The 20086-nt window shown below is 67.4% G+C and carries 10 protein-coding genes, 1 tRNA gene and 3 pseudogenes; 6 read left to right on the forward strand and 8 right to left on the reverse strand.

Annotated features, from left to right (window positions below; translation table 11 throughout):
- Positions 1-57: 57 nt before the first annotated feature.
- Positions 58-135, forward strand: a pseudogene (locus A5712_RS32750) (hypothetical protein); the annotation flags it as partial.
- A 29-nt stretch (positions 136-164) separates the two neighbouring features.
- Here the strand turns inward: A5712_RS32750 and A5712_RS24135 are convergent.
- A pseudogene (locus A5712_RS24135) lies at positions 165-836 on the reverse strand (MMPL family transporter); the annotation flags it as partial.
- A gap of 174 nt (positions 837-1010) precedes the next feature.
- On the opposite strand from A5712_RS24135, the gene A5712_RS24140 reads away from it, so the two are divergent.
- Both A5712_RS24140 and A5712_RS24145 read left to right on the forward strand, forming a co-directional pair.
- Positions 1011-2249, forward strand: coding sequence for a GNAT family N-acetyltransferase (locus A5712_RS24140; RefSeq protein ID WP_068110974.1), 1239 nt, complete (start codon positions 1011-1013; stop codon positions 2247-2249).
- Positions 2250-2394: 145 nt separating this feature from the next.
- A tRNA-Lys gene (locus A5712_RS24145) sits at positions 2395-2467 on the forward strand.
- A 28-nt stretch (positions 2468-2495) separates the two neighbouring features.
- Here A5712_RS24145 and A5712_RS24150 read toward each other — a convergent pair.
- Both A5712_RS24150 and A5712_RS24155 read right to left on the reverse strand, forming a co-directional pair.
- Positions 2496-5453, reverse strand: coding sequence for an RND family transporter (locus A5712_RS24150; protein ID WP_068110978.1), 2958 nt, complete (start codon positions 5451-5453; stop codon positions 2496-2498).
- On the reverse strand, positions 5450-5872 hold the full coding sequence (locus tag A5712_RS24155) for an MmpS family transport accessory protein (RefSeq protein WP_197519484.1): 423 nt from the start codon (positions 5870-5872) through the stop codon (positions 5450-5452). Before A5712_RS24155 ends, A5712_RS24150 begins: the two co-directional genes overlap by 4 nt.
- Before the next feature lie 503 nt (positions 5873-6375).
- Here A5712_RS24155 and A5712_RS30480 point away from each other — a divergent pair.
- Positions 6376-6594, forward strand: coding sequence for a ferric uptake regulation protein (locus A5712_RS30480; RefSeq protein WP_082973636.1), 219 nt, complete (start codon positions 6376-6378; stop codon positions 6592-6594).
- A 41-nt stretch (positions 6595-6635) separates the two neighbouring features.
- On the opposite strand, the gene A5712_RS24160 is transcribed toward A5712_RS30480, so the two are convergent.
- Complete coding sequence (locus A5712_RS24160; RefSeq protein ID WP_068110985.1) at positions 6636-6863, reverse strand: DUF3618 domain-containing protein; 228 nt, start codon at positions 6861-6863, stop codon at positions 6636-6638.
- A gap of 104 nt (positions 6864-6967) precedes the next feature.
- Between A5712_RS24160 and bcp the strand changes: the two genes are divergently transcribed.
- Positions 6968-7447: a thioredoxin-dependent thiol peroxidase gene (gene bcp / locus A5712_RS24165; RefSeq protein WP_068110988.1), complete on the forward strand. Its 480-nt coding sequence runs from the start codon at positions 6968-6970 to the stop codon at positions 7445-7447.
- A 27-nt stretch (positions 7448-7474) separates the two neighbouring features.
- On the opposite strand, the gene A5712_RS24170 is transcribed toward bcp, so the two are convergent.
- Positions 7475-7834: an MmpS family transport accessory protein gene (locus A5712_RS24170; RefSeq protein WP_082973637.1), complete on the reverse strand. Its 360-nt coding sequence runs from the start codon at positions 7832-7834 to the stop codon at positions 7475-7477.
- A gap of 165 nt (positions 7835-7999) precedes the next feature.
- Here A5712_RS24170 and A5712_RS24175 point away from each other — a divergent pair, with 165 nt between their 5' ends.
- Positions 8000-8527 carry a DUF3060 domain-containing protein gene (locus A5712_RS24175; RefSeq protein WP_197519485.1) on the forward strand — a complete coding sequence of 176 codons (528 nt, stop codon included), beginning with the start codon at positions 8000-8002 and terminating at the stop codon, positions 8525-8527.
- A 3-nt stretch (positions 8528-8530) separates the two neighbouring features.
- Here the strand turns inward: A5712_RS24175 and A5712_RS24180 are convergent.
- The 3 genes and pseudogenes from A5712_RS24180 to A5712_RS24190 form a co-directional block, all read right to left on the reverse strand.
- A pseudogene (locus A5712_RS24180) lies at positions 8531-9927 on the reverse strand (dipeptidase).
- 30 nt (positions 9928-9957) lie between these two features.
- Positions 9958-10350, reverse strand: coding sequence for a holo-ACP synthase (locus tag A5712_RS24185; protein ID WP_068111001.1), 393 nt, complete (start codon positions 10348-10350; stop codon positions 9958-9960).
- A 28-nt stretch (positions 10351-10378) separates the two neighbouring features.
- Complete coding sequence (locus A5712_RS24190) at positions 10379-19606, reverse strand: type I polyketide synthase (RefSeq protein ID WP_068111005.1); 9228 nt, start codon at positions 19604-19606, stop codon at positions 10379-10381.
- Positions 19607-20086: the final 480 nt, after the last annotated feature.

The raw sequence follows: 20086 nt of genomic DNA on the forward strand, positions 1-20086 counted from the left end.
GGCGTGGTGGCCGCGGCGCTGCCGATCGGCGTGGGCGGGCTGGTCATCGTCTGCACGATGTCGGTGTTGCGGCTGATCAGCTTCGCGACCGACGTGTCGACGTACGCCCTGGACCTGAGCATCGCGATGGGTCTCGCGCTGGCGATCGACTACAACCTGCTGATCATCAGCCGCAACACCGACATCGTGCAGACGATGACCAGCCCGCCCACGCCGATCGGCAGCGCCGCGGCCACCACGCCGCCCAGCACCCAGACCAACACCGCGAAGCTCAGCGGGATCGCGATGGACTCCATCAACACCAGGTCGCGCGCGTTCTGGTCATTGATCTGCGCATACGCCACCGCCATGCCGCCGGCGCGCACCGTGACGCCGTCGCGGTCGTGCACCAGTTCGCGGGCGAGGATGCTGGCGTAATCCTGCGCGTCGTTCTCGCCGCCTTTCAGCCCGGCCACGATCAGCCCGGACGACTTGTCCTTGCTGACCAGCTGGGAAGCGACCTGCGGCGGTGAGGTCCAGGCCGAGGACACATTCAGCACCCACGGCGACCGTTCCAGGTGGTCGACGATGTCGGTGGCGACCTGGCGCGCCGGGCCGCTTTGGGCGCCCGAGGGGTCGGTCACGGCGATCAGCATCTGCTGATCGGTTTGGTTGAATCGGTCCCTGAGCAGCGCGGTCGCCCGAGCGGATTCCGACGTCGGGTCCTGGAAGCCGCCGCCCGACAGGCGGTTGACCACCGGTATTCCGAAGATGGCGGCGCCTATCAGGATCAAGAGGGTAGCCGCGATGATGCGACGCGGCGCGGCAATGGCGAGCCGCGTGATTCCTTGCAGCATGGGGTATGGCTATACCCAGACCAGGGCCGTCCGACCCACCGCGCGGTGGGTTGCTTGCGTCAATTGACGTTTGACGGTCCGACACCCGGGTATCGAACGAGAGCGGGCCCCCGGTATAGGGATTCGGCGTCTGGAGCGCCGATTCGGCTGGGCTAGAAGCGGATTGGACCACCGATGAACACGACCGACGACGCGATCATAATTAGGCATCCGACCGAAAATGACTGGCAGGCGGTCTATGAGAACCAGGCTCGCACTTTCGGGGATCCGGTGGACCCGCGCGCCGTGGAAGCCTGGAAACGCCGCGTCGAACTCGAAGACATCCTGGTAGCCGAGGATGTCTCGGATCCCGAGCACCCGACGGTGGTGGGGACATCGATCATCTATCGCGCCCGGCTCACCGTGCCGGGTGGCGGCAGCCTGCGCGCCGCGTGGCTGACCATGATCGCGGTCGCGTCGACGCACCAGGGAACGGGAATTTGGGCGCAGCTCAGCGCGCAGGGGCTGGGAAAGCTTCTCGAGCGCGGTTACCCGATCGTCTGCGGAGTTCCCACCCAGACGGCGATGTACGACGGTTTTGGCGCCGGCGTGGCGAGCTATGCCCACTGCTACTCCATCGACCGCCGCTTCGCGAAGCTTCGAGACGCGCCGAACGGCAACCGGGCGCGCGAGGTCAACGCCGCGGAGGCGAAGGAACTGTTGCCCGAAATCTACGAACGGTGGTGCGCCGTCACGAATGGTGCGGTGGAGCGCGACGACGCATGGTGGGCCGACTTTTTGGAGGACAGGCCCACCCAGCGGGGCAACGGCTCAGCGCTGAACTTCACCGTTCACCCCGACGGCTTCCTGGCGTACCGCGTCGTCGGTGCGGGCAAACATGCCTTTCGGCCGCCGTTCGGCTCCGTGCTCGTCGAGGACTTCTGCCCCATTACGGACGAAGCTCACACCGAGCTGCTGAAGACGCTGTTGGTCTTGGAGATGTTCGACAACATCGAGATCGACGTGCCGGTCGATGATCCGCTTCGGCTCAAACTGCGCGACCAGCGCACCGCCCAGACCACGGGGATGAGCGATTTTCTGTGGGTGCGGATCAACGACGTGCCCGAAGTGCTTGGCGCACGCGAGTACTCCGCCGACACCGACCTCGTGCTGGAAGTCACAGACCCGCTCAACCTCGGCGGCGGACGATTCCAGCTCCAGACCCGTGACGGCGCCGGCAAATGCACGCCGCACGAGGGGCCGGCGGATGTCGAAATCGGCCTGGCCGAATTGTCGACCATCTACATGGGGGCGCATCGCGCCTCCGAACTGGCGCGAGCGGACCGCCTCACCGAACTGCGTCCGGGTGCCATCCGCGACCTGGACGCCGCATTCAGCACCGAGCGGGCGCCCTACTGCGGGACGCTATTTTGATAGTTCTTGGCGAACAAGACCTTTCCTACGCCACCGGGCAGAGACCACCCGCTCGCGACTCAACCGCTATCCTGGGAGGACGTCGGGATTTCGCTTGGCGGCAGGACGCCTGTTATTGTCGCCTACGCGGTCTCGGCCGTACACGGCGCCGTTAGCTCAGTTGGTAGAGCAGCTGACTCTTAATCAGCGGGTCCGGGGTTCGAAACCCTGACGGCGCACTTTGACCGGACGCGTCTGGGCGACGCCTCAACCTGCAACCGGCGCGCTGTCCCGGGCGCTACTGTCCACATCCGCGTGCCGCGGCTGGTACAACAGCGCGCGAACGAGCGGGCGCGGCCCGACGGACCGCAGCATCTGGCTGGCCGGGCGAACCCGCACCCGTTTCGGCCACCAGAACCAGCGTCCCATCACCGTCATGATCGACGGCGTGATGAGCGATCGCACGACGAAGGTGTCGAACATCAGGCCGAGCCCGATCGTGGTGCCGAACTGGCCTATCGCCCGGAGATCGCTGGTGATCATCGTGGCCATGGTGACGGCGAACACCAGACCGGCTGCGGTCACCACCGGGCCGGTGAGACCCATGCCGCGGATGAGACCCGTTTTCAGGCCTGCTCCGATCTCTTCCTCGATTCGCGACACGAGCATCAGGTTGTAGTCCGATCCCACCGCCAAGAGCACGATCAACGCGAATTCGGTTGCCACCCAGTGCAACTCGAAATTGAGGAGGTGCTGCCAGATGAGCGTCGAGAATCCGAAGGCGGCCCCCAGCGACAACACGATCGTGCCGACGATGACGCCGGCAGCGACGAGAGCACGGGTGACGATCACCATGATGATGAAGATCAGCACAATTGAGGCCACCCCGGCGATCATCAGGTCGAACTTGGCGCCATGGGCAATGTCGTTGAACGTCGCCGCCGTACCGCCGAGGTAGATATCGGCGTTCTGCAGCGAGGTGAGTTTGATCGCCTCCTTGGCCGCCTGGCGCTCCTGCTCGACCGACGCGATTCCCTTCGTCGTCGCCGGATCCACGGCGTGGGTGATGATGAAGCGGGCAGCCTTGCCGTCCGGCGAGATCATCAAGCTCAACCCCAGCTGGAAGTCGGGGTTCTTGAAGATCTCGGGCGGCAGGTAGAACAGGCTCTCGATCTGAGAGTCGTTGAAGGACTTGCCCATTACGGCGTTCGTATCGGTCAGCCGATCGAATTGATCGACGAGGTTGTCGAAGGTGCTGTAGATGGTCAGTGTCGTGTCGCGGATCGCCTTACTGACAGCAATATTCTCCGGGATGATCGCCAGCAGCTCGCGCGTCGCCTTTGCGGTGTCGGAGAGATCGCTGGTGAGGGCGTGGAACTTTTCGGCCAGCTGATCGAATCCGTCCAGCGCGTCGAACAGCGATCGCAGTGACCAGCAGATCGGGATGTCGTAGCAGTGCTTCTCCCAGTAGAAGTAACTGCGAATCGGTCTCCAGAAGTCGTCGAAATCAGCGATGTGGTCCCGGATCTCGTCCGTGATCGCCGCTGTCTCCCCCGTGGTTTTCGAGCTGTCCTCCGCGGCGGCCGCGAGCTTCTGGGTGACCGCGTATTGGCGCTCCAACAGGGCGATCTGAGTGTCGAGGAAACCGGTGATCTTCTTGATGTCGGCGACGCGGTCCTTGAGGTAGTTCAGGTTGCTGCGGATCGGCGCGGTTTGCACGCTGAGCTGGAACGGGACCGACCCATCCTGGATCGGCGGGCCCAGCGGTCTGGTGATGCTCTGCACCCGTTCGATGCCGGGCACCCGGAAGATGGCTCCGGCAATCTTGTCCAGGACCAGCATGTCGGTGGGATTGCGCAGATCGTGGTCCGATTCGACCATCAGCAGGTCCGGATTCAGCCGGGCCTGCGTGAAGTGACGATCGGCCGCGTCGTATGCCTGAACTGAGGAAGCGCTCTTGGGTAGGTAGTAGAGGTCGTTGTAGCGCGGGTTGAAGCCCATCAGCCCGATGGCGCCGACGATCGCCAGGATGACGGACGTCGCGAGGATGGGCGCCGGCCACCGCACAATGGCCGTCGCCAGGCGGCGCCACCGGGTGTAGTTGAATTTGCGCTTCGGGTCGAAAAGGCCGAAGCCGCTTGCGACTGCGATCAGCGCCGGCGTCAGGGTCACCCCGGCGGCCACAACGACCAACAGACCGATTGCGCACGGGTATGCCAGCGAATTGAAGTAGGGCAGTCGAGTGAAATGCAAACAGGCCAGCGCGCCGACGATCGTCAAACCCGAGCCCAGCACCACCTTCGTGACGCCGGCGAAGGTGTCGTAGTAGGCGGCTTCGCGGTCGAGTCCCCGCTCGCGACCCTCCTGGTAACGGCCCACCATGAAGATCGCGTAGTCGGTGCCGGCCGCGATGGCCAGTGCCGTCAGCAAGTTGACGGCAAACGTCGAAAGCCCCATGATGCCGGTGTCGCCCAGCAGCGCCACCACGCCTCGGCCGGTGGCCAGTCCGACGAACAGAATCACCATCGTCAACAGCACGGTGCCGATGGACCGATAGACGAACATCAGCATGATCGCGATGATGATGACGGTGATGATCGTCATCTTGAACAGGCTCGCGTTACCCACGACGATCGTGTCGTCGGTCAGGGCCCCCTGACCCGCGACGTAGGCCTTCACCCCCGCAGGGGGTTTCGAGTCCGCGACGATCTTGCGAACCGCGTCGACCGACTTGTCGCCGACAGCGCCGCCCTGGTCACCGCGCAGGTTGACCTGAACGTAGGCGGACTTGTGGTCGTAGCTCTCCACACCCGAGGCCGTGAATCGCTGCCCCCAGAAGTCGAGCGCATGCTCGACGTGCTTGGTGTCCTGCTTCAGCTTCTTGACCAGATCGTCGTAATAACGGTGGGCGTCCTGGCCGAGCGGCTGGTCACCGACGAGGGTCACCAGGACGAGGTTGTCCGAGTCGTACTCCTTGAACTTCTCCCCGATGTGCTTCATCCCGGTCACCGAGGGCGCGTCGGATGGCGAGAGCGGCACCGAGACATCCTCGGCAACTTTCTCCAACTGCGGGACGAAGACGTTGACGCCCACCGCGATCAACAGCCAGATCACCACGATCGGCAACGCCAGAACGCGGATGGCGCGGGCCAGACGCGGCTTGTGCTCGACTTCGGCACGCTGCGCGACGGGTATCTCGTCCGTGTCGCTCGAGTTATCGGTCACGCGGATTTGTCCAAGCAGGAGACCTGCGCATCACGCGTGTTGACTTGTTGCTGATCGACCAATTTGCCATCGACGGTGATCCGGCAGCCGATCGAGGGGCCATCGCCCTGGGCGACGACGTACGCGAAGATGCCGGGCATTTCCGCAACGATCGTCTGCGACCACGGCAACGTGGTGAAGTTGGCCTTCTGCGGTTGCGCGTCGGCATCCATCCAGTTGACGACGCCGGTTGTCCCTGGTGGTCCCAGGATTTCGTAGATGGCGGTCTTCGCCGCGTAAGGCGGGGTCGCGTCGCGCGGGTCCGGCTTGGGCAGTCCGGGTCCCGGGAAGACACCGCTGAGGCGCTGCACCGCAACGCCGCCGATGACCACTGCCACGACGACGACCAGCACAACCCATGCCCGCTTGAGTAGCCTCAACACCGTCCCCTCCGACTAGGAATGTGCCACGGGCGCACCGTCTACGCATCTCGGCGCCCGCGCAATCGCTAGCCAACGCCATGACGGTCGAGTTAATTCCTGCGTGGTGCGCGGTCGCCTCGGAGCCGCACGGCTCGTCGTACTCCACCTGGCCAGTTTCCTGGGCGACGCCCCAACGGCAGGCGGGCTACTCGCGCGCGGACAGCAATACGCGGCGCTCAACAGGGAAACGCACGACCGTGTTGCCAGCCGAACGGCCGTCGAGGACGATTGTTCGATCCGGAGACGTGGAACAACTTGCGCTACAAGCGATTTCACTGAGGCACTGATTTTATGGTGTCGTCCTCCAGCCGTCGTTCTCCTCGGGATGGCCGCGCGGTCGTGTCGAAAATCAGTGTCCGGAAATAATCGATTCGCCGGCGCAAACTCGTTACGAGATGTCGATTGTTGTCACGGGTTGAAACCAGCACAGGTTTAAGGCAATAGCGCGTACGCTGATCGACATGGCTACCAAGGTCAAGGTCAAGACCTGCGTACATTGCGGCCATACGTTCGATCCGAACGATCGACGGCGTGACCTGTCCGATCCGGACTGGCTTCCGGCCGCCTCAATTTATTGTTCGCATGAATGCGCCGACCGGTTCCATTGCGATATGGGACATTGCTGCTCGACCCGCGCGAAAGAGAAGGCTCGTCGCGAAGCCGCCAAAGCGGCGCGATAACAACGGCTCCCCAAATACCGGACTCGCCACTTTTGCGATGGTCAGCGGTCCCTGACTCTGCGGACCACGACGATCACGACGACCGACGAGATCCCCACGAGCGAGGCGATCACCACGGGCTTCTTCACGAATTCGACCGCGCGGGCCTTGAGATCATCGGCGAGACGGCGGGGGTTGGCGCGCTCGGCGAGTGAGTCGACGGTGGCCGCCAGCTGGTCGCGGGCGAGGTCGATGTCCCGCTTGATGGCCTCGGGGTCCCGGTCCGCCACGTGTCTGTCCTCCAAGTCCCAGTCTTCAGGTGATACACCTGCCCGCACTACCCTAGATCAGCCGGCGATAACCCCATCGCGCCGGTGAAGAGAAAGGACCCACCTTGACCGAGACGACACGGCTCGCCCCGGGCGACAAGGCGCCCGCCTTCAGCCTGCCCGACGCCGACGGCAACAAGGTGTCGCTCGCCGACTACAAGGGACGACGAGTGATCGTCTACTTCTATCCGGCCGCCTCGACGCCCGGATGCACCAAACAGGCGTGCGCCTTTCGCGACAACCTGAGCGAGCTCAACGACGCCGGCCTGGACGTCGTGGGCATCTCGCCGGACAAGCCCGAGAAGCTGGCGAAGTTTCGCGACGCCGAGAAGCTGACGTTCCCGCTGCTGTCCGATCCCGACCGCAAGGTGCTGACGGCGTGGGGCGCCTACGGCGAGAAGCAGATGTACGGCAAGACCGTCACCGGGGTGATCCGGTCAACCTTCGTGGTGGACGAAAAGGGCAAGATCGCCGTCGCCCAGTACAACGTCAAGGCGGCGCACACGGCGACGAATATCCCGAAGATCATCCAGCAGCTTGGCTAGGCAGCAGCAAATTTGACCGAACCCTGATTAGACGACGCTGCACTGCACCAGGTTGGCTTCGCCGGACCCGGTCTTGGACTGAGTATCCTTCACCGTGCCGTTGACGGTGATCGTGCACGTCGTCTTCTGACCTGTCGGATTCGCGGCAACGCTCAGCACCGCCGATGGGCTGGTGTCCTTGCTGGTGAACGAGACCGACCACGGGACAGGCTGATTGTTCAGAATCTGCAGGACACCTGTTGCGTCGTAATACGACACTGCCGCCAACGGGGCATCCGACGTCACGGTGTACACCACCGCATCGCCCGGTGCGCCGGCCGCGGCCGGCGCCATCGTCAGCGACGCCCCGACCGATAGCGCGAGGGCTAGGGCAAACAAGGACTTCATCAGTGCTCCTTTCTCGCCCCCCCGCTCACGGGTACTTTGCGCGCGCTCGCGCGTTTCAGCAACTCGTGGACGCAACGCCCGGTCCGGTCGCGCGCAAGGATCTCGCAAGCGTCATGGGGCAGACTTATGGCGCGTTCCTAGATGGAGACGCGTAAGGAGCCGACGATGAGGGACCGAGAAGACCCCGAGCAGTACATACGCGACCTGGAGCGCGGCGTCGGCCAGACACCCGCGACGCCGCCCCAGCCCTTCACGACCGACTCGGGAAGTGGGGCGGTACCCGGGGAGACCTTGCGGCGGCGGCTTCCTAGCGTGCCCGAGCTGGCGAGGAATCCCCGAAAAAGATTTCTCCTGATCTGTGGGGTCGCGGCCCTGATCGCGATCGGGTGTTACGTAGCGACTCACTACAGCAAGGACACCGTGCACGGACACCTCATCATGATCAACGCCGGTACGACGGGCACGATCGACTGCAACAACGGAACCCTCGAGCTGGACGGGGGCAACAACACCTACACCGTCACCGGCCACTGCCTGCGGCTCGACATCCGAGGTAGCGCAAACAAAGTCACCGTCGACAGCGCCGACACCATCGGCATCATCGGCGACGACAACCTGGTGACCTACCGGGGCGGCGCGCCGACGATCAACAGGACGGGAAACAACAACATCGTCTCCCAGCGCAACCGCTAACACCTAGCCCAGGTTGGCCAGCAGCAGCGCCTCGGCGATCGCCGCACGCTCCAGCACGCCCAGGTGCACGCTCTCGTTGACGCTGTGCGCCTGGGTCGCCGGGTCTTCGACGCCGGTGACGAGGATCTTCGCCTTCGGGAACGCGGCGGCGAACTCGGCGATGAACGGGATCGAGCCGCCCATGCCCATATCGATCGGCTCTGCGCCCCAGGCCTGCCGGAAGGCCGCTCGCGCCGCGTCGTAAACGGGGCCGCTGGCGTCGATGGCGTAGGGCTCGCCCTTATCGCCGCGCGTGACGCTGACCCGCGCCCCCCACGGGGCGTGCCGCTGCAGATGCGCGGTCAATGCGTCCAGGTGCGCCTCGGCGTCGCCGCCGGGAGCTATCCGCATGCTGACCTTGGCCCGGGCCCGCGGGATGAGCGTATTCGACGCTGCCGCAACGGGTGTCGTGTCGATGCCGATCACCGTGATCGCCGGTTTCGCCCAGAGCCGCTGGGGCACCGACCCCGAGCCGATCTCCGACACCCCGTCCAGCACACCCGAATCGGCGCGGACCCGCTCGGGCGGATAGTCGGGGTAATTCAGCGAGCTGATGTCGGTTTCGTGCAGGCCGGTCACGGCGACGTTGCCGTCGTCGTCGTGCAGGCTGGCCAGCAGCCGCACCAGGGCACTCAGCGCGTCCGGAACCACACCGCCCCACAGGCCCGAGTGCAGCCCGTGGTCGAGCGTGGCGACCTCGACCACGCAGTCGACCAGCCCGCGCAACGAAACCGTCAGCGCGGGTGTGTCCGTGCTCCAGTTGTCCGAGTCCGCGATCACGATCACGTCGGCGGCTAGCGCGTCGCGGTGCGCGGCGAGCAATCGACCCAGCGACGGGGAGCCGGATTCCTCCTCGCCCTCGACGAAGACCGTCACGCCGACCGGCGGCTGGCCGCCATGGGCCCGGAACGCCGCCAAATGTGTTGCGACGCCGGCCTTGTCGTCGGCGCTGCCACGGCCGTACAGCCGCCCGTCGCGTTCGGTCGGCTCGAAGGGCGGCGACGCCCACTGGCTGTGGTCCCCTTCGGGCTGCACGTCGTGGTGGGCGTACAGCAACACGGTGGGCGCTCCGGGCGGCGCCGGATGCCGGGCGATGACGGCCGGCGCCCCGCCCTCGCTGACAATGCGCACGTCGCCAAAACCGGCCTGCGATAACAGATCCGCCACGGCCCGCGCGCTGCGGTGCACCTCGTCGCGGCGGGCGGGGTCGGCCCACACCGATTCGATCCGCACCAGGTCCTCGAGGTCGCGGCGCACCGACGGCAACACCTCGCGGACCCGCTCGACAAGATCGCTCATGCCTCCCCTTTATCCCGTGAGGGTGCGCAGAATGCCGTCAAACGCCGGCGTGTCGTGGACAAACACGCACGCTCGCCGATGAGGGCTCGCGCTCAAGGGGCCTCCAGGATGGCGACCGCCGCGGCGGTGTCCCCTTCGTGGGTCAACGACACGTGGATCGTCACATCGGCCAGATGCTTGGCGATGTCGCCGGTCAGCCGCACGCGGGGGCGGCCCCACATGTCGGTGACCACCTCGATGTCGCGGTGGATGTCCTCGGGCAAGACGGGCCGCTGCGCGAACCGCGACACCGACCACGCCTTGATCACCGCTTCCTTCGCCGCCCAGCGGGCCGCCAGGTGACGCGCCGCCGACGAACTCTTGTCCGAGGCGTCGCGCCGCTCGCCCGGCGTGAACGTTTCGGAGAATGCCGTGCCCGGTTGGTCGACTTGCTCGGCGAAATCAGGGATGGAGACGAGATCGATCCCCACACCGACAATGCCCATGGCTGGCCAGGTTAACCGATAACCGAAGTCACCCGACGTAGGCCTCGTCATCGCCCAGGCGGGCGGCCGGATTCAGCAGCATCGCCGCCTCCTGCCGCTTCTCCGGCGCGTCATGGTCGAAGCGACGGTCCGGGGGCCGCTGGTACATCGGCGGGCCGCCGGCGATGGCCGACACGAGTCGGCGCTGACCGGCCAGCAAGCGCGCGTCCGCACGCCGCTGATAGTCGGCGCGCTGATCCGGGTCCAGCGCCGCGATGAACGCCTGCGGGTGCACCAGCGCGACGAGCCCGGACACGTGGCCGAACCCGAGGCTGGTCAACATTCCCGCCTTGAGCGGGAATTTCTCACCCAGCCGCAGCGTCTCGCGCACCCACACGAAGTGTGAGGAGCCCGCCAGTTCGTCGTCGACGCAGTCCAGGCTGCGGTTGGGCGGGATGACACCGTCGCGCAGCATCTGGCACAGGCCCATCGTCTGGAAGACCGCGGCACCGCCCTTGGCGTGACCGGTGAGGCTCTTCTGCGACACCACGAACAACGGGGCGCCCGGCGAGCGGCCCAGCGAGTCGGCCAGCCGCTCGTGCAGCTCGGTCTCGTTGGGATCGTTGGCCAGCGTCGACGTGTCGTGCTTGGAGATCACGGCGATGTCGTCGGCGCCGACGCCCAGCTTGTTCAGCGCGCGCGCCAGCGGCGAGTCCTTGCCGCCGCGGCCGGCGCCCAGCGCGCCCAGGCCCGGGGCCGGGATCGAGGTGTGCACGCCGTCGCCGAACGACTGCGCGAAGGCGACCACCGCGAGCACCGGCAGGCCCATCTTCAGGGCCAGGTCACCGCGCGCCAGCAGAATCGTGCCGCCACCCTGTGCCTCGACGAAGCCCAGCCGGCGCCGGTCGTTGGGCCGGGAGAACTTCGAGTCGTGGATTCCCCGGCCACGCATCATGCCGGTGTCCGCGGTGGCGGCCATGTCGCCGAAGCCGATGATGCCCTCGAGCGTCAGGTCGTCGATGCCACCGGCCACCACCATCTCGGCCTTGCCCAGCCGGATCTTGTCGAGGCCCTCCTCCATCGACACGGCGGCGGTCGCGCAGGCTGCGACGGGGTGGATCATCGCGCCGTAGCTTCCGATGTAGGACTGAACCACATGTGCGGCAACGATATTCGGCAGCACCTCTTGGAAGATGTCGTTCGGCTTGTTACGGCCCAACAGGTTCCCGTGGTACATCGTCTGCATCGACGTGCCACCACCCATGCCGGTACCCATGGTGTTGGCCACCATGCTCGGGTGCACGTAGCGCATCACCTCGGCCGGGCTGAAGCCGGCCGACAGGAACGCGTCGACGGTCGCCACGATGTTCCACACGGCAAGCCGGTCAATGGAACTCGCCATGTCGGGGCTGATGCCCCACACCGTCGGGTCAAACCCGGTCGGCACCTGACCACCGACGACGCGGGACAGCTTGGTCTTGCGCGGCACCCGGATCTCGGTGCCCGCCTTGCGGATCACCTGCCAGTCACTCGAGTCGGGCACCGGCCGGATGATCGTGTGCTCCGGGTCGAACTCGACGAACGCGCGCGCGTCGGCCTCCGAGGACACCACGAACGCGAAGTCCTTATCCAGGAACACCGACACCAGCAGCGGGGACGCGTGATCGGGGTCGATCGCGCCGTCGTCGACGAACTCGCGAATCCCACAGCGTTCCACCACGGTGTCGTGGTAGCGCTCCACCAGCTCGGACTCATCGACCAGATCACCGGATTCGGTGTCGTACCAACCGGGTTGGGGGTCGTCTTCCCAGCGGATCAGCCCGGTGGTCCACGCCAGCTCCAGCACACCGGCCGCCGACAGCTCGTTGTCGACCTCCATCTCGAACCGGGTCCGCGACGAACCGTACGGTCCGAGCTCGGCGCCGCCGACGATCACCACCAGGTCGGCCGGGTCGACGTCCAGGTCTGCCCACTCCGGCGGGGGCGCGGGGCGGTAGCCGCGCGGCGGGGACGGCAGCGCGCGAATGGTGCCCGCGGCCGCGTCATCGTCGTCCTCGCTGGCGGACTCGGTCGACATCTCCTCGCGCGCCTTGGCGGCGAGTTCGGCCATGTCGAGGTTGGCGTCGGCGAGGCCGCCGGTCAGATCCGCCTCGATCGGCTTGCTGGCCGCGGCCACCTTGGACTCCACATCGCACAGGCCGAGCAGCATCGCGGCCATCTCGTCGGTGGAATAGGTGGTGACGCCGGCCTCCTCGACCGCGCTGACGATCGCGTCGTTGTGGCCCATCAGCCCGGTGCCGCGAGTCCAGCCAATCAGCGCGTGCGCCAAGCTGACTCGGGCCGCCCACGACGACTCCGCGTGCCAGCGGCTCACCAGTGCGTCCAGCGCCGCCTTGGCCTCGCCGTAGGCGCCGTCGCCGCCGAACATGCCGCGGTTGGGCGAGCCTGGCAGGACCACGTGCAGGCGCGACGCGATGTCACGCTCGGCGCCGATCTTCGACAGGCCGCCGATTAACCGCTGCACGGCCCACAGCAGGACCTTCATCTCCATCTCGGAGCGCGAACCGGCCTCGGACAGGTCGCCGGCGACACGCGGGGCCGCGAACGGGAACAGCAGCGTCGGGGTTTGCGCATCCTTGATGTGAATGGATTGCGGCCCAAGGCTTTCGGTTTGCTCGGTGCCGACCCACTCGACCAGGGCGTCGATGTCAGAGTAGGACGCCATGTTGGCCGCCACCACCCATAGGGCGGCACCGTAGCGGGCGTGGTCGCGGTAGAGCCCGCGGTAGAACGCCAGCCGCTCGTCATCGAGCTTGGACGTGGTCGCGATGACGGTGGCGCCACCGTCGAGCAGCCGCGCGACCACCGAGGCCGCGATCGAGCCCTTGGAAGCGCCCGTCACCACCGCGACCTCGCTGCTGGACGGACCCGGCAGCGGGTTCTCGGCGCCGGCGGCGATGCGGCCGTACAGCGACGCGTGGATCTGGCGGCCGGCGGCCAGCGACTTGCCCTGCCACCAGGTGGCCTGGGTGGCGACGACGTGGCCCGCGCCCTCGAACCGCTCGGACAGCCGCAGCCAGTCGGCGTCGATGTCGCCCTCGTCGGTCAGCCAGAGCTTGACCAGGTCCTCGCGGGCGCTGGCCCAGCGGTCGTCGAATACGACGGCCTTCTTGGCGTCGAACACCGGAGCCACCAAACGTGGCCAGTCCGCGCCCAATTCGGCGGTGACCAAGTCGATGAGCTCGGCATCGGTGGCCGCCGGCGACACGCTCACCGGATTGTCGAGGCCCAGCTGGCCCAGCACCAGGCGGGCCGCCGAGGCCAGCACGCCGTCGCGACCGGTGATCTGGTCGGTGAATTCGGAGAGCGCGGCCGCGTCGATGGTCGCGCCGCCACCACCGCCCGCCGAGGGCAGCGCCACCGAAATGCCGTGCCGCGCAGCGACCGACGTGACGGCCGCGTCGATGACCTTGTCGACGGAGGCGGCATCGGCCAGCGCACCCTCGTGCAGGTGGCCCATCGCGCCGCCACGAACGCTGGTGCCCTCGCGGGTGCCCAGCGCCACTTCCACCGTGACGTGCTTGGCCCAACCCTCGCCCAGCTCCCAGGTCTTCTTGACCCGCTCGGCGATCGCGGCCGGCCGCTTGCCCGACGGCCCCAGCACCGTGCGCAGTTGGTCGTTGATCGCGTCGGAAAGCACCGGGCCGTACGGCTTGTAGGTGCGCGCCAGCTTGGTCACCTGCGCGCGCAGACCGGCCAGATCGGCTTCGGCGGCGCCGTCGATGGCCCCCAGGTTCAGCTCCGAACCCAGGTCCACCAGCAGCTGGTTGCGCCGCGACGACGCGCCGTCGGTGATGGACTCGATGGAGTCCAGTTGTTCGATCTGGTCGATGCGCATCTTGGCCGACAGCGCGATGAGCGCCAGGGTGGCGTCGGCGGCGTCGAACGTGATGTCGTCCGGCCGGGCTGCCCCCGACGGCGCGGCCGGCGCGGAAACCGGTGCGGCCGCAGCGGTTTCCGGTGCCGCCGCGTCCGCGGTGGCTGCGGCGGAAGCGTCGACCTCGTCCTCGGGCTCCGGCTCCGGGTCGGTGTCGGTGGCGAACAGCACGGCGGCGTCACGCTCGGCGTTGAGCACTTCGACGGTGCTGTGCGCGTATTCGGGCAACTGGAGGGTGTTGGTCGCGAGGCCGGCGACGGTCGGCGCCGACTTGACACCGATCTCGACGAACCGCTCCACGCCGAGACCGCCCGCGGCCTCCTCGGTGAACAGCAGGTCCTGGGTCTCGATCCAGCGCACCGGGCTGGCGAACTGCCAGGCCAGCAGCTCGATCAACACCTTGCGGGCCAGCTCGGCCGGCCGCTCACGACGCCAGGTGTCGTAGTCGGCGAGGATCTCGTCGAGCGGCTCGGCGGGGACCAAATCCCTGATCTCCTGGACAAAGTCGCGATCGAGGGTGAACGGTCGCGGCACCAGGTTCGGGATGTAGCGGCCGATGATGATGTCGGGATCCTTGTCACGCGGCATGACCCGCTCCAGCGCGCGCCGGAAGTCGGCCACGCCGACCCGCAACACCCGCGAGTGGAACGGCACGTCGATACCGGGCACCAGGATGAACGAGCGCCGGCCGCCGGTGAGCTCGCGCCGACGCTCGACCTCGGCCTCCAGCGCCTCCAGGCCGCGCACGGTGCCGGCGATCGCGTACTGCGAGCCACGCAGATTGAAGTTCACGATCTCAAGGAATTCACCCGTGCTCTCGGCGATCCCGGCGACGAACGCCGGAACCTCCTCGTCGGGCAGGTCGATCTGCGAGGGCCGGATCGCCGCCAACCGGTAGTTGGAGCGACCCAGCTCGTCGCGGGGCACGATGTCGTGCATCTTCGACCCGCGGTGAAACACCATCTCCAGCAAGGCTTCCAGCTCATAGATGCCGGTCACGCAGGCCAGTGCGGTGTATTCACCGACGGAGTGGCCGCACGCGATGGCGCCTTCGACGAAGGCACCCTGCTCCCGCATCTCGGCGACCTGCGCGGCGGCCACGGTCGCCATCGCGACCTGGGTGAACTGCGTCAGGTACAGCACGCCCTCAGGGTGGTTGTAGTGCACGCCGCTGGCGATGATGCTGGTCGGGTTGTCGCGCACCACATGCAGCACCGAGAAGCCCAGCGTGTCGCGGGTGAACTTGTCGGCGGCGTCCCACACCTTGCGCGCCGCCTTGGACCGGGCCCGGACCTCCATGCCCATGCCCTTGTGCTGGATGCCCTGCCCGGGGAACGCGTAGACGGTCCTCGGGGAGCCCAGCCGCGCGGTGGCCGACATCACCAGGTCCGAACCGACCCGAGCGGCCACCTCCAAAACCTCGGCGCCCCGGTCGATTCCGACGCGATCCACCCGGAAATCGACCTCGTCACCGGGGCGCACCATGCCGAGGAAACGCGCCGTCCAGCCGACCAGGCGAGCGGGCGGGCGGGCCTTGCCGTCGGTCGCGGTCGCCGCGTGCTGCGCCGCAGCCGACAGCCACATGCCGTGCACGATCGGCGATTCCAGCCCGGCCAGCAGCGCGGCCGCCCGATCGGTGTGAATCGGGTTGTGGTCACCGGACACCACCGCGAACGGGCGCATGTCCACCGGCGCCGTCAGCGTGACGTCGCGACGGCGACGACGCGGCGTGTCGGTCGCATTCTCCGACACCGCCCCGCCGGCCCGGACCGGATCGGTGAGCTCGGCCGCGCCGGTGCGCCCGAGGATCGCGAAACGCTCCGCGAGCGTGGCGATTACCGCACCGTCGGCGTCCGAAATAGACACCGAGACCGGGACCACCCGGCCCATGTCCGTGTCGAGGGCGCCCGAAGCCGTTGCGGTGACGGTCAATTGGGCCCGTACCGTGGGGAGCGTGCCGACCACGTGGGCGGCGTGGTCCAGATGCACCAGGCTCAGCAGGCCCTCGACCACCGGGACACCGGAATCGGTGACCGCCGAGCCGATGGCCGCGAAAACGGCGGGCCAGCAGGGGCCGACGAGCGCGTCGGGCACGGTGGTGAGGCTCGGCGCCAGCGGCTCCCCGAAGACGGCCGTGACGCCGGTGTGATCGGCAACCCGCTCGGGATCCCAGTCCACCGTCAGGGTGGCCGTCCCGTTGGTGACCGGGGGAAGGAGGTCCGGCCCGTCGACGCCCGCGGCGATCGCCAGGACCGCGCGCATGGCGGCGGTGGCATCCTCGGTGGACACCACCGGGGCGCCGCCGTCAACGGTGTTGGGGGGCAACCGGAATGGGATGTCGACCCACGCGCCCGACACGGGCACGCTCAGCACGACGCCGTCGCCGTTGACCTCGAGCCGCGCCCCGGTGGAGGAGTGGGTGGCACGCTGGCTTTCCGGTCCATCATGCACCAGCCAGTCGTTCGGGTCGGCGATCCGATGAACAGGGTTGGTCGTGGTGCGGCCGGCCCACTGCACGTCGGGCGCGTCGAGCACGACGGCCAGCGGTCCCGTCACGTCCGCGCGGCCGCGCCGGCGCGACGTGACCGGCCGGGGCTCCGCACCCGCGGCCAGTGTTTCATCTATGGCAGCTTGCTCGAAGCGGTCCAGGAGCTCGCCGACGGGCTCGTCCATCCGGGTGATGCCGGCCACCGCCGCGGTGCCCGGGATGATGCACACCTGGTCGGCGTCGTAACGGGCGTCATGGGCCTGCCACAGCGAGTCGCTGCGCCACCAGCGCCGCACGTCCTTGTCGATGACCGGCACGAAGTTGACCGGCTTGCCCAGGGTCTTGCACAGCGTGACGAAGAACGGCACATCGGCCGGGTGCAGCTGCACGGTTTCGGCGTCCGGGTAGCGGGTGAGCAGCAGCTCGATCGCCGCCTCGGGGTTCTCCAGCAGCTCGCTGTCGGCGAAGGCCGTCTCGATCGGCCCGAAATCCTTTGGGTGCAAACGCGCTTCGGCGCGCTGCAGCATCTGCTGGAAACGATCGCGCCAGGTGTCGGCCAGCCAGGGGCTGCCGGGGGACGCGGTGTCGGCGGTCGAATCGCCGTCGCCGATGGCCAGTTCGACGTAGCGCCGCAACCACTGCAGGTAGGTCATCTCCCCCACGTCGCCGAAATACGGCTTGGCGGTGTTGGCCATCGCCGCGATGATCTCGTCGCGGCGCTCGGCGACCGCGTCGGCGTCACCGGCGACCTCGTCGAGCAGCCGGCCGCACCGCGAGGCGCTGTTGTCGATCTCGTGGATGTCGGCGCCGAGCTGGCTACGGCTGGAAGCCATGCCGCCCTGGGCTTTTCCGGCGCTGATCCACTGGTCGGTGCCGGTGGTTTCCACCAGCATCCGCTTGACCGACGGCGAGGTGGTGGACTCGAGCGTGGCCATCGCCGCGGTGCCGACCAGGATGCCGTCGATCGGCATCAACGGGAAGCCGTAGGCCTCGGCCCAGCGCCCGGACAGGTATTCGGCCGCCCGCTCCGGGGTGCCGATGCCGCCGCCGACGCAGACGGTGATGTTGGGGCGCGACCGCAGTTCCGAATAGGTCGCCAGCAGCAGGTCGTCCAGGTCCTCCCAGGAGTGGTGCCCGCCGGCGCGGCCGCCCTCGATGTGCATGATCACCGGCTTGGTGGGCACCTCGGTCGCGATGCGGATGACCGAGCGGATCTGCTCGACCGTGCCCGGCTTGAACACCACGTGGCTGATGCCGACGTCGTTGAGCTCGTCGATCAATTCGACGGCTTCCTCGAGGTCCGGGATGCCGGCGCTGATCACCAGGCCGTCGATCGCCGCGCCGGACTGGCGGGCCTTCTGCACCAGCCGCTTGCCGCCGACCTGCAGCTTCCACAGGTAGGGATCGAGGAACAGGGCGTTGAACTGGTAGGTGCGGCCGGGCTCGAGCAGTCCGGAGAGCTCCTCGATGCGGTCGGCGAAGATTTCTTCGGTGACCTGCCCGCCGCCGGCCAGCTCGGCCCAGTGCCCGGCGTTGGCCGCAGCCGCGACGATCTTGGCGTCGACGGTGGTCGGGGTCATGCCGGCGAGCAGGATCGGCGAACGTCCGGTCAGCCGGGTGAACTTCGTCGAGAGCTTGACCCGGCCGTCGGGAAGGCGGACCACGCCGGGGGCGTAGGTCGACCAGGCCCGGGCGACCTCGGGGGTCGCCCCGACGGTGAAGAGGTTGCGCTGGCCGCCGCGGGTCGCCGCGGGCACGATGCCGACGCCGAGGCCGCGGATCACCGGTGCGGTCAGCCGGGTCAGGATGTCCCCGGGCCCGAGGTCGAGAATCCAGCGGGCGCCGGCTTGGTGAACGCTCGTGATCTCATCCACCCAGTCGACGCCGCTCACCAGGATGGCCTCGGTCAGTTTCCGGGCCAGCGCGACGTCTAGGCCGACCTTCTCGGCCCAGCTCCCGACAATGTCGATGCCGTCGGCCAGCCGCGGCGTGTGGAAGCCCACCTCGACCCGGACCGGGTCGAAGACCGGCGCGAAGACGTCGCCGCCGCGGACCTTGTTCTTGCGGTCGGCCTCTTCCTTATCGGAGATCTGCTGGCAATACAGTTCGAAGCGCGAGAGCTGCTCGGGGGTGCCGGTGATGACGACCGAGCGGCGGCCGTTGCGGATGGACAGGACCGGGGGCAGCACGGTCCGCACATCCTGGGCGAACTCGTCGAGCAGCCGGCGAATGCGTTCGGGGTCGGCGTTGGTCACCGAGACCATCGGCGGGCGGTCCCCCAGCACGGAGATCCCGCGGCGGCGGGCGACCAGCGTCCCGGCCGCGCCGATCAGCTGGGCCAGCGCCAGTAGCTCGATGTCACGGGCGCCCCCGGCGTTGAACGCCTCGACGGCGAGCACGCCCTGCGAATGCCCGACGACGGCCACCGGCGGCGTGGCGGTCCAATCCATGCCCTGCCGGGCCAGCGCACGCGCCGCCGCGATCTGAGTGAGCAGCACGCCGGGGATCGACACCGCGGCCGACGTCAGATGCTTGTCCGACGGGACCGGGTCCTCGGCGGCCAGCGCGCGCACCCACCGCAGCGGCTCGAAACCGATCGGACGTACTACGACCAGCTCTTTGGCCACCGGCTCGAGCAGCAGTTCCACCTCGCCGACCAGCGTTGCCAGATCGGACTCGATCCCCGCCGACGACACCAGCTCTTCGAGGGTCTCCAGCCAGGCGCTGCCTTGGCCGCCGAAGGCGATGGCGTACGGCTCGCCGGCCGTCAGGCGGTCGACCAGAGCATGGGCGCTGTGCGGGCTGTTCCCGTCGCGGTCGGCGGACACCCGGTCGTGCTCGTGGATCGTCACCTTCTATCTCTCCCCTGTATGCGTCTTTACGTCTCGGTTTCGTTCGGCCGTTCCCGACGGTGGGGGCCTGTTGTCATAACGTCGATTCCCCGTCGAATCACAGCCGGAGGACGGCTGGCCGGTGTGCTGTCGCGGGCCACCCCAATGGTCGAGCGGGGCGGCGGACGGCATCGGCTGTACTAAGAGTGTCATAAGGATCAGTGCCCTTTTTGCATGTTGATCGGTTACTGGTGAGTTCTACGCACGGGTAACCGTGTCGTGGGTAACACCGGGTTGAACCGGCCGCGCGGGCGCGGCGAACAAACCTGCTGCATGCAGGTGGTTACGGTCGAGTAGCTATAACTGCCCTGATCAAGGCACGATTGTTATGTAATCGTTATGTTAAAAAAATCGGCTCGCTTAACCGCCGTTGACGCCGCGTCAGTCCCGTCGGCCCGACCCGTGACGGCTGAAAATGAGCGAACGAGTGTTTGCTGGAAG

Origin of the sequence: Mycobacterium sp. E2327 (assembly GCF_001672675.1) — a bacterium.
Classification (GTDB): Bacteria; Actinomycetota; Actinomycetes; order Mycobacteriales; family Mycobacteriaceae; genus Mycobacterium.